Below are 17,247 nucleotides of genomic sequence, written 5' to 3' on the forward strand. Positions count from 1 at the left end.
TTGCATCCGATTCTACTGTATCCCATGCGCATCGAAGACGAAATCAAACAGCCCATTTTCCGCGACGACTTCCAGAAGGCCCACATCAACTTGCTGTACACGGCCAGCTGGTTGCAGCTGCGGCAGGCGGTGGCGTTCAAGCCGTATGGGCTGACGTTGCCGCAATTCAACATCCTGCGCATTCTGCGGGGCCAGCACCCGCTGCCGGCTACCGTGGCCCTGCTCATCGACCGGATGCTGGACAAAACCAGCAACGCCTCGCGCATTGTGGACCGGCTGGAGGAAAAAAAGCTGGTGACGCGCACCGTGTGCCCCGCCAACCGGCGCGCCGTCGACATTCGCATCACCGTGGCCGGCCTGGCCCTGCTTGCGCGCATTGAGCAGGATGGCGTGTTGAACGCATCCGCGCTCACCCAGCTTGATGCCTCCGAAGTGCAGCAGCTCAGTCTTTTACTCGATAAAGTGCGCTCGGGCGGCGAGCTCTCCGGCTGCTGATTTGCCGGGCAGGACCTCTGGCATGTTTTTTCGTTGCGGCCCTGCCGAACAGTGTTTCTGTTTTAATTCTCCCCTTTTTTTAAATTTCTTTTTCCCATGCAAAAATTCCTCTTGCCCGCCCTGTTTGCCGTTGGCGTGTTCGGCACTGCTCCTGCCGCTTCAGCGCAGAAAATGAACAGCACCAAAATGGCCACCAATGCCCCTGGCTACGCCCTGCAGCCGCAGCTGAGCACCCTGGGCTGGGAAGGTAAAGCCGTAACGCATGGCCACAATGGCACCATGAATTTCAGCGCCGGCGAGCTGCTGGTGAAAGGCAACGCCGTCGTGGGCGGCACCGTGATTGTCGACATGAAGACGATGAAAGCCACCGACATCAAGGATGCCGAAACCCAGGGTAAATTTATTGGCCACATGAGCGGCGACGACTTCTTCGGGGCGGAGAAATTCCCCACTTCGACGTTCAAAATCGTGAGCGTGGCCCCCATCAAAGGTGCCGCCAAGGAGGCCGACAACGCCACCATCACCGGCGACATGACCATCAAAGGGGTGACGCAGCGCCTGAGCTTCCCCGCCAAAGTGGGCGTGAAAGACGGTATGGCCGCCGCCACCGGCAAAGTGACCATCGACCGCACGAAATTCGGCCTGAAGTACGGCTCGAAGTCGTTCTTCGACAGCCTCGGCGACAAGGCCATCAACGATAACTTCGACCTGACCTTCAACGTGATTGCCAAAAAAGGCTAATGGCGAATTCCATCGCAACGCACGAAAAAGCCCGCCATTCGGCGGGCTTTTTTTATTCGGGTATTTCAAACTTGCGGGGCAGCTCAAACTTGAGATTGTGGCTCTTTTTGCGGCCGTGCAGCTCGCGCAGAATCTCATCGAGCTCGGACTGATACTCTACCCACAGGTCTTCGTGCAATGATTTGAGCACGAAGGCCGGTACGCGGGCCGCGAGGCGGGCCGTGGCGTTGTAAAAACCGTCGTACACGCTGTCGAACTGGCCCGAATAATTGTCGATGCACTGGCGCAGGATGTACACCAGCAAGTCGATTTCAAGCTGCTTGTTTTTGGTGATGCGGCGGGCGCGGGCGGCTTCCTGCACGCTGGCGCGCAGGGCTTTCACCAGGCTGCGGTTGAGCAGCCGGCCGGTCACGGCCACGTTGAACAGCTCGTGGATGCGGTCGGCGGATTCTTCCTGCACCTGGCCCAGGGTCACGTCGGCCAGCAGCTCGAAGCGGAAGGTTTCGTAGAGCTCGGCATCGCGGCGCACGGCGCGCAGCAGCAGGGCCTCCTTTTCGGTTTCGGAGAGGCGCTTGAGGGCTTTTTTGAAGTCGGCGGAGGGAACGGGCATCGGCGGTAATAAGGGAAAAACCCGGCATCGTACGGTGGCCGCTTTCGGCTGGGTACGACTGAAACGGCGCGGGAACCAGAGATTCCGGCCGAAAATTACGCCCAAAACGCGAGGTGCCGCGCCCAGCCGGCATGCCAGCAGACCACAAAATTCGCCCGGCTCTCACGAAACGAATCGGGGGGATTCCGGGTTATTACCAGCTGCCTCACGCCGGCTTTCCTGCGTAAATTTGCCTTATGAACACCCGTCCGCAAATTGATTACGATGAAGATGTCCTACTGCTCGAAGAGACGGTAGAGTTGCGCAACCTGGTTGTGTACAACGATGACATCAATACCTTCGACCACGTCATCAAAACCCTGATGGACGTGTGCGGCCACCAGCCCGAGCAGGCCGAGCAATGCACCCTGCTCATTCACTACAAGGGCAAGTGCGCTGTCAAAATCGGGGCCTACGAGGAGCTGGAGCCGCTTTGCACCGCCATTCACGACCGGGGCATCGCGGCCGATATCGCTTAACCTTTGGTGCTTGGTTATTAGTACTTGGTGCTTGGCTCTTGTAAGAACTGCACTTTTCGACCAAGCACCAATAGCCAAGCACCAAGCACCAACCTACCTGAATGGAGTTCCCCTCTAAACTGATTGAAAACGCCGTGGGCGAGCTGGCCCGGCTACCCGGCATCGGCCGCAAAACGGCCTTGCGCCTGGCCCTGCACCTGCTCAAGGCCGAGATGGACACCACGGCTACGCTGGCCGAAGCCCTGGCCAAAATGCGCTTCGAAATAACCTACTGCCGCACCTGCCACAGCATTTCGGATGCCGAAGAGTGCGGCATCTGCGCCAATAAGCTGCGCGACCACAGCCTGGTCTGCGTGGTATCGGACGTGCGCGACGTGATTGCCATCGAAAATACCGGCCAGTACAAGGGCGTTTACCACGTATTGGGCGGCGTTATCTCGCCCATCGAGGGCGTGGGGCCGTCCGATTTGCATATTGATTCATTGGTGGAGCGGGCCTCGGCCGAAGAGTCGGAAGTGCGCGAAATTATTCTCGCCATCAGCCCCACCATGGAGGGCGACACCACGGCTTTCTACCTCTCGCGCCGCCTGCGCGATTTGCCCAACGTCCACATCAGCACCATTGCCCGCGGTATTCCCATGGGCGGCGAGCTGGAATACGCCGACGAAATCACGCTGGGCCGCAGCATCGTGGACCGCCTCCGGCAGGCCCGGTAGGCACGAGTACCCCGAAATTTCATTTCGGCCCGTGCGAACGACCACCGTTCTAACCGACCGAAATGAAAGCAGAACGAGTACCCCGAAATTTCATTTCGGCCCGTGCGAACGACCACTGTTCTGGCGGGCCGAAATGAAATTTCGGGGTACTCGTTCTAATTTCGCCCTCTGTGGTGAATCTCTCCGTCGTTATTGTCAATTACAACGTCTGCTATTTCCTGGAGCAGGCTTTGCTCTCGGTACGGCGGGCCGTGGAAAAGCTGGGGCAGCCGGTGGAGGTATTCGTGGTCGATAATAACTCGGCCGATGGCTCGGTGGCCATGGTGCGGGCGCGGTTTCCGGAGGTCATTCTCATTGCCAATCAGGATAATCCCGGCTTCTCAAAGGCCAATAACCAGGCCCTGCGCCGCGCTACCGGCCAGTACCAGCTGCTGCTGAATCCCGATACGGTGGTGGAAGAAGACACTTTCCGGGCCTGCTGCGATTTCATGGACGCGCACCCGACTTGCGGGGGGCTGGGCGTGAAAATGCTCGACGGCCAGGGCAAATTCCTGCCCGAGAGCAAGCGGGCGCTGCCCACGCCGGCCGTGGCATTCTACAAAATGTTCGGGCTGGCGAGCGTCTTTCCGAAGTCGCGCACCTTTGGGCGCTACCACCTGGGCTTCCTCGACCGCGACGAAACCCACGAGATAGAAGTGCTGAGCGGAGCCTTCATGCTGCTGCGCAAGGCCGCCCTCGACCAGGTAGGCCTGCTCGACGAAGACTATTTCATGTACGGTGAGGACATCGACCTCTCGTACCGCCTCACGCGGGGCGGCTGGAAAAACTATTATTTCCCCGGCACGCGCATCATTCATTACAAGGGCGAAAGCACGAAGCGCACCAGCGTAAACTACGTGTTCGTGTTCTATCGGGCGATGGTTATTTTTGCCCAGAAGCATTTCGCGCCGGGCCGGGCGGGCCTGTTTTCGCTGCTGATAAACGCGGCCATCTGGCTGCGGGCCGGCGCGGCCGTGGCCGAGCGGCTGGCTGTGCGCACCGCCCCGCTGCTGCTCGATGCCGGCCTGATTTGGGTGGGCATGTACTTCCTGAAAAGCTATTGGGAGAACAACCATAAGTTCGTGCCCGGCGACTACCCGCCGCAGTACATGACGGCGGCGGTGCCGGCCTACATCCTGGTCTGGCTCACCTCGGCCTACCTCAGCGGGGGCTACGACCAGCCGGTGCGCACCTCGCGGGTGGTGCGCGGCATTTTCGTGGGCACGCTGCTGATTTCGGCCGCCTCGAATTTCCTGGATGCCTGGCGCTTTTCCAAGGCCCTCATTATTCTGGGTGGGGCCTGGGCGGTGGCGGCGCTGGTAGGCCGGCAGCTGCTGGCGCATTTCATTAAGTACAAAAACCTGCGCCTGAGTGAGCGCCGCCAGAAAAATATTGCCATCGTGGGCTCGGGTCCCGAGAGCCAGCGCGTGCGCCAGCTCCTGGAAGCCGCCCACGTTTCGGCCCGCGTGATTGGCTACGTGAACGTGGGGGCGGAGGCCGCCGCCGCCGAAGCAGCACCCGCCACCCACGACCATTCACTCATTCACTCACTCACTCATTCACCGGGCGAAGCCCTGGGCGAGCTGCGCCAGCTGGCTGATATTATCCGCCTCTATGCGCTTAATGAGCTGATATTTTGCGGCAAGGACCTGCCCGCCAGCCAGATTATCAGCCTCATGCTGGGCCTGCCCGCCGAGCCGCCGGTGGCCTACAAAATCCTGCCCGAAGACAGCCAGTACATCATCGGCAGCAGCAGCAAAGACGCGCCCGGCGACTACTACACCCTTGACATTGCCCTGAACCTCTACCAGCCCCAGCAGGCCCGCGCCAAGCGCCTGCTCGACGTGCTGACCAGCGCCGGGCTGCTGGGGCTGGCACCCCTGCTCATCGGGTTTCAGTCGAACAAAACCGGGTTCCTGCGCAACTGCGGGGCTGTGCTGCTGGGCCGCCGCACCTGGGTGGGGCTGCGCTACATGGCCGGCCCGGCCCGCGCCGTGCCCGCCGTACTCTCGCCCGCCGATGCCGCCATTTCGGCCGTTCCGCTCAATGAGGTAACGCTTCGGCGGCTGGAGCTGCTGTATGCCAAGGACTATGAGCCCGGCACCGATTTGAGCGTGCTCTGGCGCTGCTGGCGGCGCCTGGGGCAGTAGCGCAGTAGCGCAGTAGCGCGGACTTTGTAGTCCGCGAGTTTAGCCATTCACACGCGGACTACAAAGTCCGCGCTACTGCGCTACTGCGCTACTGCCGTAGCTTTGCGGCTACATTCCCGCCCTGTTCCCCATTATGCTCAATACCGCTGCTTCAGCCACCGTTTCGCCCCTCTCCGCCCGCCTGCTGGCGATGAACGAGTCGGCTACCATTGCCATGGCCAAGAAGGCCCGCGAGCTGATGGCCAAGGGCGTGGATGTTATCAACCTCAGCTTCGGCGAACCCGATTTTCAGACCCCGCAGTACATCAAGGATGCCGCCAAGCAGGCGCTGGACGATGGCTACACCTTCTACACGCCCGTGCCCGGTATTCCGGAGCTGCGGCAGGCCATCTGCGACAAATTCAAGCGCGACAACCAGCTCGATTTTCTGCCCAACCAGATTGTGGTGAGCACCGGAGCCAAGCAGGCGCTGGCCAATGCCGTGCTCAGCCTCGTGAATCCAGGTGATGAGGTCATCGTTTTCGCGCCCTATTGGGTGAGCTACGAGGAGATGGTGAAGCTGGCCGAAGGCGTGCCCGTGACGCTGGTGGGAACCCTGGCCAACGACTACAAGGTGACGGCCGCGCAGCTCGAAGCCGCCATCACGCCCCGCACCAAGCTCATCCTGTATTCCTCGCCCTGCAACCCCACGGGCGCGGTGTTCAGCCGCGAAGAGCTGGGCGAAATCGCGGCCGTACTGGCCCGGCACCCGCAGGTGTACGCCCTGGCCGATGAGATTTATGAGTACATCAACTTCGTGGGCGAGCACGCCAGCCTGGCCAATTTCGCCGAAATCAAGGACCGGGTCATCACCGTCAACGGCTTCTCGAAGGGCTATGCCATGACGGGCTGGCGGCTGGGCTACCTGGCCGCCCGCGCCGATATCGCGGCCGCCTGCGAGAAGATGCAGAGCCAGATAACCTCCGGCACCTGCTCCATTACCCAGCGGGCGGGCCTGGCCGCGCTGCGCGGTGGCCGCGCCTCGGCCGACGAGATGGTGGCCGCCTACCGCCGCCGCCGCGATTTGGTGCTGGATATCGTGAAGGATATTCCCGGTTTCAACACGCCCACGCCCAGCGGGGCGTTCTATATTTTCCCGGAAGTATCGGCCTATTTCGGTCGCACCGCACCCGATGGCAGCACCATTGCCAACTCGGCCGACCTGGCCATTTACCTGCTCAACGACGCGCACGTATCGGCCGTGTCGGGCGATGCCTTCGGGGCCCCGGAGTGCCTGCGCTTCAGCACCGCCGCCGCCGATGAAAAGTTGGTGGAAGCCTTCCGGCGCATTAAAACCAGCTTGGCCAAGCTGTAGAATTATTTATCACCTCCTGTCATCCTGAGCATTCTGCTTTAATCGCAGAATGCTCAGGATGACAGACTTCTGTTTTGAGTTTGCCTACTTCCGATTCTTCCCTGCAAACGCTGTTCAACGACTTCAATAACCTGCGCGTCCTCATCGTGGGCGACGTGATGGTGGATGCCTACGTGTGGGGCCGCGCCACGCGGCTCTCGCCCGAGGCTCCCGTGCCGGTGGTGCACGTGGCCCGCACCGAAAACCGCCTCGGCGGGGCCGCCAACGTGGCCCTGAACGTGCAGGCGCTGGGGGCTACGCCGCTGCTCTGCGCCGTCATCGGCACCGATGCGGGCGGCGACCAGCTCCTGCGATTGCTGCACGAGAACCACCTGCCCGCCGATGGCCTCATCCGCAGCGCGCACCGGCCCACCACGGTGAAGCAGCGCATCCTGGCCCAGGGCCAGCAGCTGCTGCGCATCGACTCTGAAATTGAAACCGACCTCAATGCTGCCGAAGCCGCGCAGCTGCTGGCCGCTTACGACGACCTGCTGACCCGCGCCGACGTAGTGGTGTTTGAAGATTACGACAAAGGCGTGCTCAGCGAGGCCATTATTACCGAATGCATTGCCCGCGCCCGCCAACGCAACATTCCGACGGTGGTTGACCCCAAGAAGAAGAATTTTCTGGCCTACCGCTACTGCACGCTTTTCAAACCCAACCTGAAAGAGTTGCGCGAGGGCCTGAAGCTGGAATTCGGCGAGCCAACTACTGACCGCGCTGGCTTCGAGGCGGCCGTGGCGCGGCTACGCCAGGAGCTGACGCCCGAAATCGTGCTGGTCACGCTTTCTGAGTACGGCGTGTTTGCCCAGCAGGATGGGCAGAAAACCTATCTGCCGGCCCATCTGCGCACGATTTCCGATGTGTCGGGCGCGGGCGACACCGTTATCAGCATTGCCGCGCTGTGCGTGGCGCTGGGCCAGTCGGCCGCTTTCACGGCGGCGCTGGCCAACCTGGGCGGCGGGCTGGTGTGCGAGCAAGTGGGCGTGGTGCCCGTGGAGAAGCGGCGGCTGCTGGAAGAAGCGGAGGAGGCGGGGCTGCGGGCCTAGCGGCTCGCGCGACACTTTTGCCATCTCGCACGGCACTCTTACACCCTCATACTGCCAACGCGCCTGCTCATACGCGCCACGGGCGTGCTTGTACACGCCACGGGCATACTCATACGTACCACGCGCCTGCTCATACGCGCCACGGGCGTGCTCATACGCACCACGCGCCCGCTCATTCACGCCCGTGGCCTGCTCATACGCGCCACGGGCGTACTCATAGGCCCGCAGCTTAAGCGACTAGGCCTTCTTCAGAAACTCGGTTTTGAGCACCATGGTGCTGCCGCCGGCCCGGCCTTCAATTTCGCCTCCGCTGTTGGTGAGGCGAATGTTTTTAACCACCGTGCCGCGCTTGAGAGTGAGCGAGGAGCCCTTCACTTTGAGGTCTTTAATGAGGGTAACCGAGTCACCTTCGGCGAGCAGGGTGCCGTTGCTGTCTTTTACGTCCATGGGAGTAGGGCAGGAGAAGGAGGATGGCCGTGATGCCGCTGATTCAACGGCGAAACAGCAGCAGATAGGCCAGAAAAAACACGGGCGACAAGCTGCCCAGTGAAATCAGGATAACCATAAAGGTCTCCACCCGGGACCGGTCGGGCCTGTTCAGGTACCAGCGCCACATGAAGAACAGCAGCGTCAGCAGCAGCGCCAGGGTGACGTAAAAAGCAGCGCCGAAAGATTGTGACATGGGAGTTGTTACGAGTTAAGGGAATGGGTGGGGCCGCGCGTGTTGCGGCGGCTACCCCCGCCAGGCCTTCACCGTTTCCACAAACACCCGCACATTGTCCGGATTAGTATCCGGGTACACGCCGTGGCCGAGGTTGGCGATGTGGGGGCCGCCGGCGAACTGGCGGAGCATGGCTTCGGTAGCGGCTTTCACTTGCTCGGGGGTGCCGTAGAGGGCGCAGGGGTCGAGGTTGCCTTGCAGGGTTTTGCCGCCGGCTTCGCGGCGCACCTGGGTGGGGTCCTGGTTCCAGTCGAGGCCTATGGTGCGGCAGGGCATGGCGGCAAAGTCGGGCACGGCCCACCAGGCGCCTTTGGCAAACACGGTGACGGGCACGAGCGGAGCCAGCGCCTCGCAGATTTCGGCGATGTAGCGGCTGGAGAATTCGCGGTAGTGCGCGGGGGGCAGGATGCCGGCCCAGGAGTCGAACACCTGCACCACCTGGGCCCCGGCGGCCACCTGCGCCTGGAGGTAGGCAATGGTGGTGGCCGTGATTTTGGCCAGCAGCTGGTGGGCCAGGGCGGGCTCGCGGTAGAGCATGCCGCGGGCTTTGGAGAAGGTTTTGGAGCCGTGGCCCTCCACCATGTAGGCCAGGATGGTCCAGGGTGCACCGGCGAAACCGATGAGCGGCACCCGGCCATTCAGCGCTTTCTTGGTGATGCGCAGGGCTTCGAGCACGTAGCCGAGGCCTTCTTCGGGGTCGGGGACGCGGAGTTTGGCCACGTCGGCGGCCGACTTGATGACGGTGGGGAACAGCGGGCCGCGGGCTTCCACCATTTCGTAGGGCAGGCCCATGGCATCGGGCACCACGAGGATATCGGAGAAGATGATGGCGGCATCCACGTCGAGCGCATCAACGGGCTGGATGGTGACTTCGGCGGCCAGCGCGGGGGTTTCGACCAGCTCTTTGAAGCCGGAGAGGCTCGCGCGCAGGGCACGGTATTCGGGCAGGATGCGGCCGGCCTGGCGCATGAGCCAGACGGGGGTGCGCTCGGTGGCTTCGCCCCGGGCGGCACGCAGGAAAAGGTCGTTCTTTAACACTGATTTTAACTGATTAACCGTGATTTCGCTGATTCGCGATGTGGAAAGAAGAGGCCGCCGTTTTCAGGATTTGGTTTTGATGAAGCGGCGGTATTGGAGGCTCTTTTGGCCAAAATTAATCAGTAGGCCAACTTCGAGCCTGAAAGCGGTGAGGTAATTGATAATTTGGGCGAAGTGGCTGTCAGTTAATTCGGAGGTTGCCTTTAATTCCAGGAGTAGGTTGTCCTGAATCAGGAAATCCACGATGCGCGAGCCAATACGCACATCACGATAGAAAACGGGGTGTACTTTCTCACGCGCAAAGAGGATACTACTGGCTTCAAGCTCAAGAGCTAAAGTCCGTTGATAAATAACTTCCGGGAAGCCATTACCTAGTGTGCTGTGCACCCGCATCGCGCAGCCAATAACCTGTTCGGTAACATCGGAAAGCAGGTATTGCTTATCAACCATCGTACCGCAGAATAAAATCAGCAGAAGAAAAGAAAAAGAAAAAAATCAGCGAAATCACGGTCAATCAGCGAAAATCAGTGATTTAGCGGGTTAGGGCGGGGAATAACACGCCGATGGCCGAGGCCAGAAAGTTGACCCCGATAGCCAGCGTGATGAAGCCGATAATACGCGCCATGGCCGCCATGCCGGGCTTGCCCAGAAAGCGGGTGAGGCGCAGCGAAAACAACAGAATAATGAAAGCCGCCAGCGCCACCAGCGCGAAGCCGGCCACGGTCAGGGCCTTATCCGCATACGTAGGGCGGATGAGGCCGATGCAAATAGCCATCGAGCCCGGGCCGGAAAGCATGGGCATGGCCAGCGGCGTGAAGCTGATGTCGTTCTTCTGCTTGCTGGCTTCGAGCGCCTCGGGGCCCACGCGGTCGCGGTTGGCGCCGGGGGTGAGCAGCTCGAAGGCCGAGCGCATGAGCAGGATGCCACCGGCGATGCGCAGGTGCTGGATGTTGATGCCGAAAAAGTTGAGAATGTACTGCCCGCCAAAAAAAGCCACGCTCAGAATGCACACCATGTAGATGCAGGCCCGCAGGGCCGTGCGGGCGCGTTCGGAGGCCCGGTCGTCGGCGGTGAGGGTGAGAAAAACCGGCATCGCCCCGAACGGATTGACGATGGAAAACAGGGTGGTAAAGGTGGCAAGTAAAATTTCCATAGGGCGCAAAGGTAGAAGAAGGACCGGACCGCGCAGAAAAGCCCTATTTTGCCGCTTCAACGGCCACTCTGCTTCCGCCGGATGCCACCCACCCGCTTTTCCCGCCGCTCACCGCATGATTCCTGATACCTCAACTACTGCCGCCGCCAGCACTGCCGACGAACGCCCCATTACCGAAACGCCCCTGGTGGGCATTATTATGGGGTCGAAATCAGACCTGAAAATTATGTCGGCCGCCGCCGAAGTGCTCCGCCAGTTTGGCGTTCCCTTCGAAATCACGCTGGTATCGCCGCACCGCACGCCGCACCGCATGGTGGAGTATGCCGAAAGCGCCCGCAAGCGCGGGCTGCGCGTACTCATCGCCGGTGGGGGCGGGGCGGCGCACCTGCCGGGCATGGTGGCCGCGTTCACCATTATTCCCGTGATTGGGGTGCCCATCAATAGCACGACGTCTATTCAGGGGCTCGATTCGGTGCTGAGCATGATTCAGATGCCGGCGGGGGTGCCGGTGGCCACGGTGGGCATCGATAGTGCGGCCAACGCGGCCGTGCTGGCCATCCAAATGCTGGCCATCCACAACGCCCGCCTGGCCGACTCCCTCGAAAAATACCGCAACACGCTTAAGGACCGGGTGATGCGCACGATTGAGGAACTGCGCAAGGGCGGCTTCCAGGACGACGTGTAGCCGGGAGCGTACCAGGCTCAGCAAGAGGTTGTGCGCACCGAAGCATCTTTGTTGCTTTAGTGCGCTAGCAATGCGGCAGGAACAAGGTTTCAATTCTGCCCGTACTCAGTCAACCAGCTTGATTTTGCTGCCTTGATTTCTGGCATTGCACCAGTTGTGACGCTGCCAAATCCCACTTTTTTCCTCAATGCCCGCTATTTCTTCTGTATTGTTAACCACGGGCCACTGGGCCACCTGGATTGTGGGCGGGGTGGCGCTACTTGCCACGCTGCTGCCCCTGCTGCGCCAAACCGCGTGGTGGATTCGAATCTGTGATTTTCCGCGCCTGCAAATTGTGGCTGGTTTGCTCCTGGCCCTGGCGGCCGAGCTGGCCCTGCCCGCGCTGGGCGGCTGGGTGCACCTGGCATTTGCCGGGGCCCTGGCCGCCGCGCTGATTTACCAGGCCAGCCGCATCTGGTCCTACACGCCGCTGCATCGCTTGCAAGTGGCCGATGCCAGCCGCCCGGCCGACGACCATGCCAACCACCTCAGCATTATGGTGGCCAACGTGCTGATGTGTAACCGGGATGCGTCGCGCCTGCTGGGCCACATCCGGCATTTGCAGCCCGATGTGGTGCTGGCCGTGGAAACCGACGAGTGGTGGCTGAGCCAATTGAAAGGCATCGAAGCGGACTATACCTACACCTGCCACGCGCCCTTGGCTAATACCTACGGCATGCTGGTGTTTTCGCGCCTGCCGCTGCGCGAACCGCAGATTCGCTATATCCTCGACCCGGATATTCCCTCGTTTCACGGTTGCGCGGTGCTGCCCAGCGGCGTGGCCGTGAATATGCACTTTCTGCACCCCAAGCCGCCCGCGCCGGAGGAATCGAAGACGAGTGCCCGCCGCGACGCGGAGCTGCTGATTGTGGGCAAGATTATTCAGCACCACGACGGGCCCACCATCGTGGCCGGCGACCTGAACGACGTGGCCTGGTCGCACACGTCCGAGCTGTTTCGGCGGGTGTCGCGGCTGCTCGACCCGCGCATTGGCCGGGGCCTGCTGCCCACGTTTCACGCCGACCACCACCTGCTGCGCTGGCCGCTCGACCACGTATTTCACTCGGCGCACTTCCGCCTGCAACGGCTGGAGCGCCTCACGCACATCGGCTCCGACCACTTTCCGATTTACATCCGCCTCAGCTACGAGCCCGAGGGCTGGCAAGAGCAGGAGCAGGAGTTGGAAACCGCCGACGCCGACGACCACGAAGAAGCCGCCGAGAAGATTGACGAAGGCGTGGAAGACGTGGCCCAGGGCAACGACTGAGGGAGAAGGGCAGCACCAGCAAAAAAAGAACGTCATGCTGAGTGAAGTCGAAGCATCTCTACCGCCACTCTACCCTACTATTTTTTTGAGGCCCCTCGCGGCCGCTTATATCAACTTATATTTTCAGCCTTTAGAGGCATTTTTTGGGCGACCCGATGTCGAAGCACGAGTTGATTCAAAGTGGCTTCAGACGCTGCTGTGGCGCTCCCAAATTTTTAGTAGGGTAGAGTGCTCTACCGCAATACTAAATTGATTTAGTTGCGCGGTAGAGATGCTTCGGCAAGCTCAGCATGACGTTCTGGGGTACGGACCTTGTATGTTGACCCTTGATAAGGCTACTTCGCGGCCGTGCGCTTGGCCGTTACCAGCTCCACGGGCATGAAGTCGGTGGGTTGCGACTGGCGGCCGGTGGCACTCACGTACATGGGCCGGATGCTCAGGGTGAGACGGCGGTTGCTGCCGGTGAAATCAGTCAGGCCGGCGGCGAAGGCGGCCGGGGTGCTGCCGCTGAGCTTGGCTGGTGTCACGTTGAGGTCAACGGTCACGGGGATAGTCTCGATAGCGCTGGCTTCGAGCGCGGTGTTGAGGCCAGTGGTGCCGGCGGTCAGCTCTTTGCCATCGAGCAGCAGCTTGTAGTCGAGCTGCTTGAGCTGAAGGTTTACCGCGCTGGGATTGCGGGCATATACGCGCATTTTGAGGTGCAGCGGGAGGTTGCCTTTTTGCAGGGCGGTTTGCAGCTTGGCCTGTTGCGGGGAGGTGAAATCTGTGGTCTGGCGGGCAAACAGGATGTCCTGGCCGCCCAGCTTGGCCTCATCCATGAAGTTGAGGCGGTACTGCATCTGGCTGTAGGCCTGGTTTTCGTTGGCTTCGGCGGTCACGGCTTTGCCGCTGGGCGAGTCCTTCACTTGCTCGCTCACGCTACACGAAGCGGCGCTAATCAGCAAGGTGCCCAGGGCCAGGGCACGGGCGGGAAGCAGGAGGGTGGGGAACAGTTTCATAAAAAAAATAAAAGCCTTAAACAGGCAATGGTTAAAAAAAGACAAGCCGCCTAGGCGGCGCTTACGGGAAAGGGCCAGCCAGGGATTACCAGAGCAGGGCGATGGTGCTTTAGCCAGCTGCTATTTTATCAATTGCAGGAGCAGCGAAACAAAGAGCCCGACAACGCCCAACAGTAGAATGCGAAAGCCGTGTAGCCGGTCGCGGGCCGAAAAGGCCCGCACCTGCGTGCCGTCGGAGAGCATTTTCTTATGGTAGTGCAAATGCCAGCCGATTGCCATTCCCAGGATGCCGCCAACCGCCGCGAAAAGGTAGCCCGCCACAATCCAGGTTTTCTGGCTCGGCTCGGGCTTGGCCATTTCGGCCACGCGGTGCCGCCGCAGCAGCTGCACGGTATCGGGCGAAACTTCGCGGCCGCGCTGCCGCAGCACGTGCCGGGCCAGGCTCACGTCGTAGCTATTCCACTCATCAGGCTTCACCAGAATGTCGAACAGCTCATCGTCGCTGAAGCCGAAGAGGTAGTGGTCGGGCGCGGCCTCGGCCATCAACGCCTCGTTTTCCTCGTCCTCTACCTGGCGTGCCCGCTCGAAGTCGGCCAGGTGCAGACGAACCACAAAGCGGGTGTCGGTAGCATTATTGGCCATGCTAACGTCAAAGTCAGGCCTGGCCCAACCCGTTTCAACGGCAACATGGTGCCGCCCAAGCAGCTCAAGCAAGGGCTGTGCCACTACTTCCGACGCAAAAGACTGGTAGGGTAGAAAAGTATTCATCAACTAAGCTGGGCAATTTACCGCTAGTTAGCAGCTTTTGGAATTAGCGCGGCTGGCAAACACTGCACCAATACGGCATAGAACCACGAAAAAGGCCGGAAGCAGTGCTCCCGGCCTTATTAACGAAATCGTTGAATCTCACTTAATCCAATAATCTCTGAAATCTGCGGTCCTTATTTGCCGTCTACTTCTTCGTAGTCGACATCGGTGACGTGGTCGCCGGCCGGCTGGCCCTGACCCTGGCCGTCCGGGCCCTGGCCGTCGGCACCGGGCTGGCCGCCTTCGGCCCCACCCGCGGCGTACATCTCCTGCGAGGCCGCCTGCCAGGCCGCGTTGATAGCTTCCATGGCGGTGTCAATGCGGGCCAAATCCTTGCTTTCGTGCGCCGATTTGAGGTCGGCCAGTGCGCCTTCGATGGCCGTTTTGTTGCCACCGCTCAGCTTCTCACCGTACTCTTTGAGCTGCTTCTCGGTCTGGAAAATCATCGAGTCGGCGGCGTTCAGCTTGCTGATGCGCTCGGTTTCGGCTTTGTCCGACTCGGCGTTGGCGGCGGCTTCATCGCGCATGCGCTTGATGTCGTCATCGGTCAGGCCCGAGCTGGCTTCGATGCGGATTTTCTGCTCCTTGCCGGTGCCTTTATCCTTGGCGGTCACGTTCAGGATGCCGTTGGCATCAATGTCGAAGATTACCTCAATCTGCGGCACGCCACGGGGGGAGGGCGGGATGCTGTCGAGGTGGAACTTGCCGATGGTGCGGTTCTGGCTGGCCAGCGGCCGCTCGCCCTGCAATACATGGATTTCCACCGAAGGCTGGTTATCGGAAGCCGTCGAGAAGGTTTCCGATTTCTTGGTCGGGATGGTCGTGTTCGACTCGATGAGCTTGGTCATCACACCGCCCATCGTCTCAATGCCCAGCGAGAGCGGAGTCACGTCGAGCAGCAGCACGTCCTTCACCTCGCCGGTGAGTACGCCGCCCTGGATGGCGGCGCCGATGGCCACCACTTCGTCGGGGTTCACGCCCTTGCTGGGCTTCTTGCCGAAGAACTTCTCCACTTCCTCCTGGATGCGGGGCATGCGGGTTGAGCCACCCACGAGGATAACCTCGTCGATATCGGAGGTCGACAGGTTAGCGTCTTTCAGGGCCTTTTTCACCGGGTCCATCGAGCGGCGCACGAGGTCATCGGCGAGCTGCTCGAACTTGGCGCGGCTCAGCTTCACCACTAGGTGCTTGGGGCCCGAGGCCGTGGCGGTGATGTAGGGCAGGTTGATTTCGGTTTCGGTCGAGCTCGAAAGCTCCACTTTGGCTTTCTCCGCGGCTTCCTTGAGGCGCTGGAGGGCCATGGGGTCGGAGCGCAGGTCGAGGCCTTCGTTGTCCGACTTGAACTGGTCGGCGAGGAAGTTGATGATAACCTGGTCGAAGTCGTCGCCGCCGAGGTGGGTGTCACCGTTGGTGCTCAATACTTCAAACACGCCATCGCCCAGCTCCAGGATGCTGATGTCGAACGTGCCACCGCCGAGGTCGTACACGGCGATTTTCTGGTCCTTGTGCTTCTTGTCGAGGCCGTAAGCCAGGGCCGCAGCCGTGGGCTCGTTGATGATGCGCTTCACGTCGAGGCCGGCGATGGCACCGGCTTCTTTGGTGGCCTGGCGCTGGGCATCGTTGAAGTACGCGGGCACCGTGATTACGGCTTCGGTCACGGGCTGGCCGAGGTAGTCCTCAGCGGTTTGCTTCATTTTCTGGAGCACCATAGCCGAGATTTCCTGCGGCGTGTAGTTGCGGTCGCCGATTTTCACGGCTACGGTGTTGTTGGCACCGGCCACTACCTGGTAGGAAACGTGCTTCTGCTCGGCGGTCACTTCGTTGAAGTGGCGGCCCATGAAGCGCTTGATGCTGGAGATGGTGTTCTGGGGGTTGGTCACGGCCTGGCGCTTGGCCGGGTCGCCTACTTTGCGCTCGCCCTTGCCCCCGTCGAGGAAAGCGACGATGCTGGGGGTGGTGCGGCGGCCTTCGCTGTTGGGAATCACAACGGGTTCGTTGCCTTCCATTACGGACACGCACGAGTTGGTGGTGCCGAGGTCAATGCCGATTATTTTGCCCATGATGGGGTGTATGTTGGTTAATTGTGGAATGTCAGGTCGAAGCGGGCTTTGCAGCCGCTACCTGGGGATTACAAGCAACGTACCAGTGTCGTTTTGGTGACAGATTGTCACCGATTTGGCCGAGGGTGGCGGTTTAGCCGACGCGGTGGCTTGATTTGTTGCGGGCGGCTGAAGTTTTGCTGACAAGGGTGCAGAATGAACGGTTGCATAAGCTGCAACCGCAACTCAAGCATCATTTCTTGGCTGGCGCAACCAAGAATGTGCGGAGCATGTTATCGTCTGCTTGAAAAATTGTGGGTTCGACTTGGTCGCCAACATCGAAAGCTGTTTCTACCTCAAGAGGAATGTTGCCAGGTCGATTAAGCGCTTCTAAAGTTTCATCATTGCTCCACAAGTAACTGCCCGTTGCACCGTAGTTACAGTCTTCAATAGCCGTTATCTCTAGTAGTGATTCATAAATCATTTTGCCTTCTACATTCAACCAAAGCCGGCCTTCATACCCGACAACTGGCAGCCCGATTTCTATTGTACAGGCAGCATCTAAATGGAAGGGAAGAAATGTGTCAAGGAAATACTCCAGAATTTCGGTTAGATTTTCTAGTCCACCAATACCTTCGAACTCGCCTTTCTGAACAGAATATCTGTATAGTCCCGGAGGATAGTGGGGTACCTTTACCGCCTGCTTACCGAACGAATTTATGGGAAAATTACCACACGGGTGCGCCCGCACAACGCCGGCAACTCGGCGCCTTATCCAGCAAAGTACAG

At 60.4% G+C, this 17,247-nt stretch carries 19 protein-coding genes; 9 read left to right on the forward strand and 10 right to left on the reverse strand.

Going from position 1 to position 17,247, the window contains the following annotated elements:
* Positions 1–24 precede the first annotated feature (24 nt).
* Together ABD819_RS18915 and ABD819_RS18920 are read left to right on the forward strand one after the other, a co-directional pair.
* Positions 25–495, forward strand: coding sequence for a MarR family winged helix-turn-helix transcriptional regulator (locus ABD819_RS18915; RefSeq protein WP_345126896.1), 471 nt, complete (start codon positions 25–27; stop codon positions 493–495).
* 96 nt (positions 496–591) lie between these two features.
* Positions 592–1,236 (forward strand): YceI family protein, encoded by a 645-nt coding sequence (locus ABD819_RS18920; RefSeq protein ID WP_345126899.1) that lies wholly within the window; start codon positions 592–594, stop codon positions 1,234–1,236.
* 52 nt (positions 1,237–1,288) lie between these two features.
* On the opposite strand, the gene ABD819_RS18925 is transcribed toward ABD819_RS18920, so the two are convergent.
* On the reverse strand, positions 1,289–1,846 hold the full coding sequence (locus ABD819_RS18925; RefSeq protein WP_345126902.1) for a hypothetical protein: 558 nt from the start codon (positions 1,844–1,846) through the stop codon (positions 1,289–1,291).
* A 236-nt stretch (positions 1,847–2,082) separates the two neighbouring features.
* Between ABD819_RS18925 and ABD819_RS18930 the strand changes: the two genes are divergently transcribed.
* The 5 genes from ABD819_RS18930 to ABD819_RS18950 all read left to right on the forward strand — a co-directional run bounded on the left by ABD819_RS18930 (position 2,083) and on the right by ABD819_RS18950 (position 7,711).
* Positions 2,083–2,364 (forward strand): ATP-dependent Clp protease adaptor ClpS, encoded by a 282-nt coding sequence (locus ABD819_RS18930; protein WP_345126904.1) that lies wholly within the window; start codon positions 2,083–2,085, stop codon positions 2,362–2,364.
* Between the two features lie 101 nt (positions 2,365–2,465).
* Positions 2,466–3,080: a recombination mediator RecR gene (recR, locus tag ABD819_RS18935; RefSeq protein WP_345126906.1), complete on the forward strand. Its 615-nt coding sequence runs from the start codon at positions 2,466–2,468 to the stop codon at positions 3,078–3,080.
* 170 nt (positions 3,081–3,250) lie between these two features.
* Complete coding sequence (locus ABD819_RS18940; protein ID WP_345126909.1) at positions 3,251–5,269, forward strand: glycosyltransferase family 2 protein; 2,019 nt, start codon at positions 3,251–3,253, stop codon at positions 5,267–5,269.
* Between the two features lie 133 nt (positions 5,270–5,402).
* Positions 5,403–6,623 carry a pyridoxal phosphate-dependent aminotransferase gene (locus ABD819_RS18945; RefSeq protein ID WP_345126912.1) on the forward strand — a complete coding sequence of 407 codons (1,221 nt, stop codon included), beginning with the start codon at positions 5,403–5,405 and terminating at the stop codon, positions 6,621–6,623.
* Between the two features lie 80 nt (positions 6,624–6,703).
* Positions 6,704–7,711, forward strand: a complete 1,008-nt coding sequence (locus ABD819_RS18950; protein WP_345126914.1) for a bifunctional heptose 7-phosphate kinase/heptose 1-phosphate adenyltransferase — start codon at positions 6,704–6,706, stop codon at positions 7,709–7,711.
* Positions 7,712–7,948: 237 nt separating this feature from the next.
* Here ABD819_RS18950 and ABD819_RS18955 read toward each other — a convergent pair whose 3' ends face one another.
* The 5 genes from ABD819_RS18955 to ABD819_RS18975 all read right to left on the reverse strand — a co-directional run bounded on the left by ABD819_RS18955 (position 7,949) and on the right by ABD819_RS18975 (position 10,623).
* Entirely contained in the window at positions 7,949–8,158 is a 210-nt protein-coding gene (locus ABD819_RS18955; RefSeq protein ID WP_345126917.1) for a zinc ribbon domain-containing protein YjdM, read from the reverse strand.
* A gap of 43 nt (positions 8,159–8,201) precedes the next feature.
* The gene (locus tag ABD819_RS18960) at positions 8,202–8,393 is read right to left on the reverse strand and encodes a hypothetical protein (RefSeq protein WP_345126920.1); all 192 of its coding nucleotides are present in this window, start codon (positions 8,391–8,393) and stop codon (positions 8,202–8,204) included.
* 51 nt (positions 8,394–8,444) lie between these two features.
* Positions 8,445–9,470, reverse strand: a complete 1,026-nt coding sequence (gene hemE, locus ABD819_RS18965; RefSeq protein ID WP_345126923.1) for a uroporphyrinogen decarboxylase — start codon at positions 9,468–9,470, stop codon at positions 8,445–8,447.
* Positions 9,471–9,533: 63 nt separating this feature from the next.
* The gene (locus tag ABD819_RS18970; RefSeq protein WP_345126925.1) at positions 9,534–9,920 is read right to left on the reverse strand and encodes a GxxExxY protein; all 387 of its coding nucleotides are present in this window, start codon (positions 9,918–9,920) and stop codon (positions 9,534–9,536) included.
* 82 nt (positions 9,921–10,002) lie between these two features.
* A complete protein-coding gene (locus tag ABD819_RS18975; RefSeq protein ID WP_345126928.1) occupies positions 10,003–10,623 on the reverse strand; it encodes a MarC family protein in 621 nt (206 codons plus the stop codon).
* 199 nt (positions 10,624–10,822) lie between these two features.
* Here ABD819_RS18975 and purE point away from each other — a divergent pair, with 199 nt between their 5' ends.
* Positions 10,823–11,308, forward strand: coding sequence for a 5-(carboxyamino)imidazole ribonucleotide mutase (gene purE, locus ABD819_RS18980; protein WP_345126941.1), 486 nt, complete (start codon positions 10,823–10,825; stop codon positions 11,306–11,308).
* A gap of 187 nt (positions 11,309–11,495) precedes the next feature.
* On the forward strand, positions 11,496–12,614 hold the full coding sequence (locus ABD819_RS18985) for an endonuclease/exonuclease/phosphatase family protein (RefSeq protein ID WP_345126930.1): 1,119 nt from the start codon (positions 11,496–11,498) through the stop codon (positions 12,612–12,614).
* 335 nt (positions 12,615–12,949) lie between these two features.
* Here ABD819_RS18985 and ABD819_RS18990 read toward each other — a convergent pair whose 3' ends face one another.
* The 4 genes from ABD819_RS18990 to ABD819_RS19005 form a co-directional block, all read right to left on the reverse strand.
* Positions 12,950–13,612, reverse strand: coding sequence for a hypothetical protein (locus tag ABD819_RS18990; RefSeq protein WP_345126933.1), 663 nt, complete (start codon positions 13,610–13,612; stop codon positions 12,950–12,952).
* Between the two features lie 120 nt (positions 13,613–13,732).
* Positions 13,733–14,254 carry a hypothetical protein gene (locus tag ABD819_RS18995; protein ID WP_345126935.1) on the reverse strand — a complete coding sequence of 174 codons (522 nt, stop codon included), beginning with the start codon at positions 14,252–14,254 and terminating at the stop codon, positions 13,733–13,735.
* Positions 14,255–14,553: 299 nt separating this feature from the next.
* On the reverse strand, positions 14,554–16,479 hold the full coding sequence (gene dnaK / locus ABD819_RS19000; protein WP_345126937.1) for a molecular chaperone DnaK: 1,926 nt from the start codon (positions 16,477–16,479) through the stop codon (positions 14,554–14,556).
* 232 nt (positions 16,480–16,711) lie between these two features.
* A partial coding sequence (locus ABD819_RS19005) for a hypothetical protein (RefSeq protein ID WP_345126939.1) occupies positions 16,712–17,247 on the reverse strand: 536 nt, incomplete at its 5' end.

It is taken from the genome of Hymenobacter antarcticus (assembly GCF_039539545.1).
GTDB lineage: Bacteria > Bacteroidota > Bacteroidia > Cytophagales > Hymenobacteraceae > Hymenobacter > Hymenobacter antarcticus.

Excerpts from the sequence above, each read along its gene's own strand:
- ABD819_RS18915 (WP_345126896.1), top strand. The coding sequence starts at position 25 with ATGCGCATCGAAGACGAAATCAAACAGCCCATTTTCCGCGACGACTTC.
- purE (WP_345126941.1), top strand. The coding sequence starts at position 10,823 with ATGGGGTCGAAATCAGACCTGAAAATTATGTCGGCCGCCGCCGAAGTG.
- ABD819_RS18945 (WP_345126912.1), top strand. The coding sequence starts at position 5,403 with ATGCTCAATACCGCTGCTTCAGCCACCGTTTCGCCCCTCTCCGCCCGC.
- ABD819_RS18930 (WP_345126904.1), top strand. The coding sequence starts at position 2,083 with ATGAACACCCGTCCGCAAATTGATTACGATGAAGATGTCCTACTGCTC.
- ABD819_RS18920 (WP_345126899.1), top strand. The coding sequence starts at position 592 with ATGCAAAAATTCCTCTTGCCCGCCCTGTTTGCCGTTGGCGTGTTCGGC.
- ABD819_RS18925 (WP_345126902.1), bottom strand. The coding sequence starts at position 1,846 with ATGCCCGTTCCCTCCGCCGACTTCAAAAAAGCCCTCAAGCGCCTCTCC.
- ABD819_RS18985 (WP_345126930.1), top strand. The coding sequence starts at position 11,496 with ATGCCCGCTATTTCTTCTGTATTGTTAACCACGGGCCACTGGGCCACC.
- ABD819_RS18970 (WP_345126925.1), bottom strand. The coding sequence starts at position 9,920 with ATGGTTGATAAGCAATACCTGCTTTCCGATGTTACCGAACAGGTTATT.
- ABD819_RS18955 (WP_345126917.1), bottom strand. The coding sequence starts at position 8,158 with ATGGACGTAAAAGACAGCAACGGCACCCTGCTCGCCGAAGGTGACTCG.
- recR (WP_345126906.1), top strand. The coding sequence starts at position 2,466 with ATGGAGTTCCCCTCTAAACTGATTGAAAACGCCGTGGGCGAGCTGGCC.
- ABD819_RS18995 (WP_345126935.1), bottom strand. The coding sequence starts at position 14,254 with ATGGCCAATAATGCTACCGACACCCGCTTTGTGGTTCGTCTGCACCTG.
- ABD819_RS18960 (WP_345126920.1), bottom strand. The coding sequence starts at position 8,393 with ATGTCACAATCTTTCGGCGCTGCTTTTTACGTCACCCTGGCGCTGCTG.
- ABD819_RS18975 (WP_345126928.1), bottom strand. The coding sequence starts at position 10,623 with ATGGAAATTTTACTTGCCACCTTTACCACCCTGTTTTCCATCGTCAAT.
- dnaK (WP_345126937.1), bottom strand. The coding sequence starts at position 16,479 with ATGGGCAAAATAATCGGCATTGACCTCGGCACCACCAACTCGTGCGTG.
- ABD819_RS18990 (WP_345126933.1), bottom strand. The coding sequence starts at position 13,612 with ATGAAACTGTTCCCCACCCTCCTGCTTCCCGCCCGTGCCCTGGCCCTG.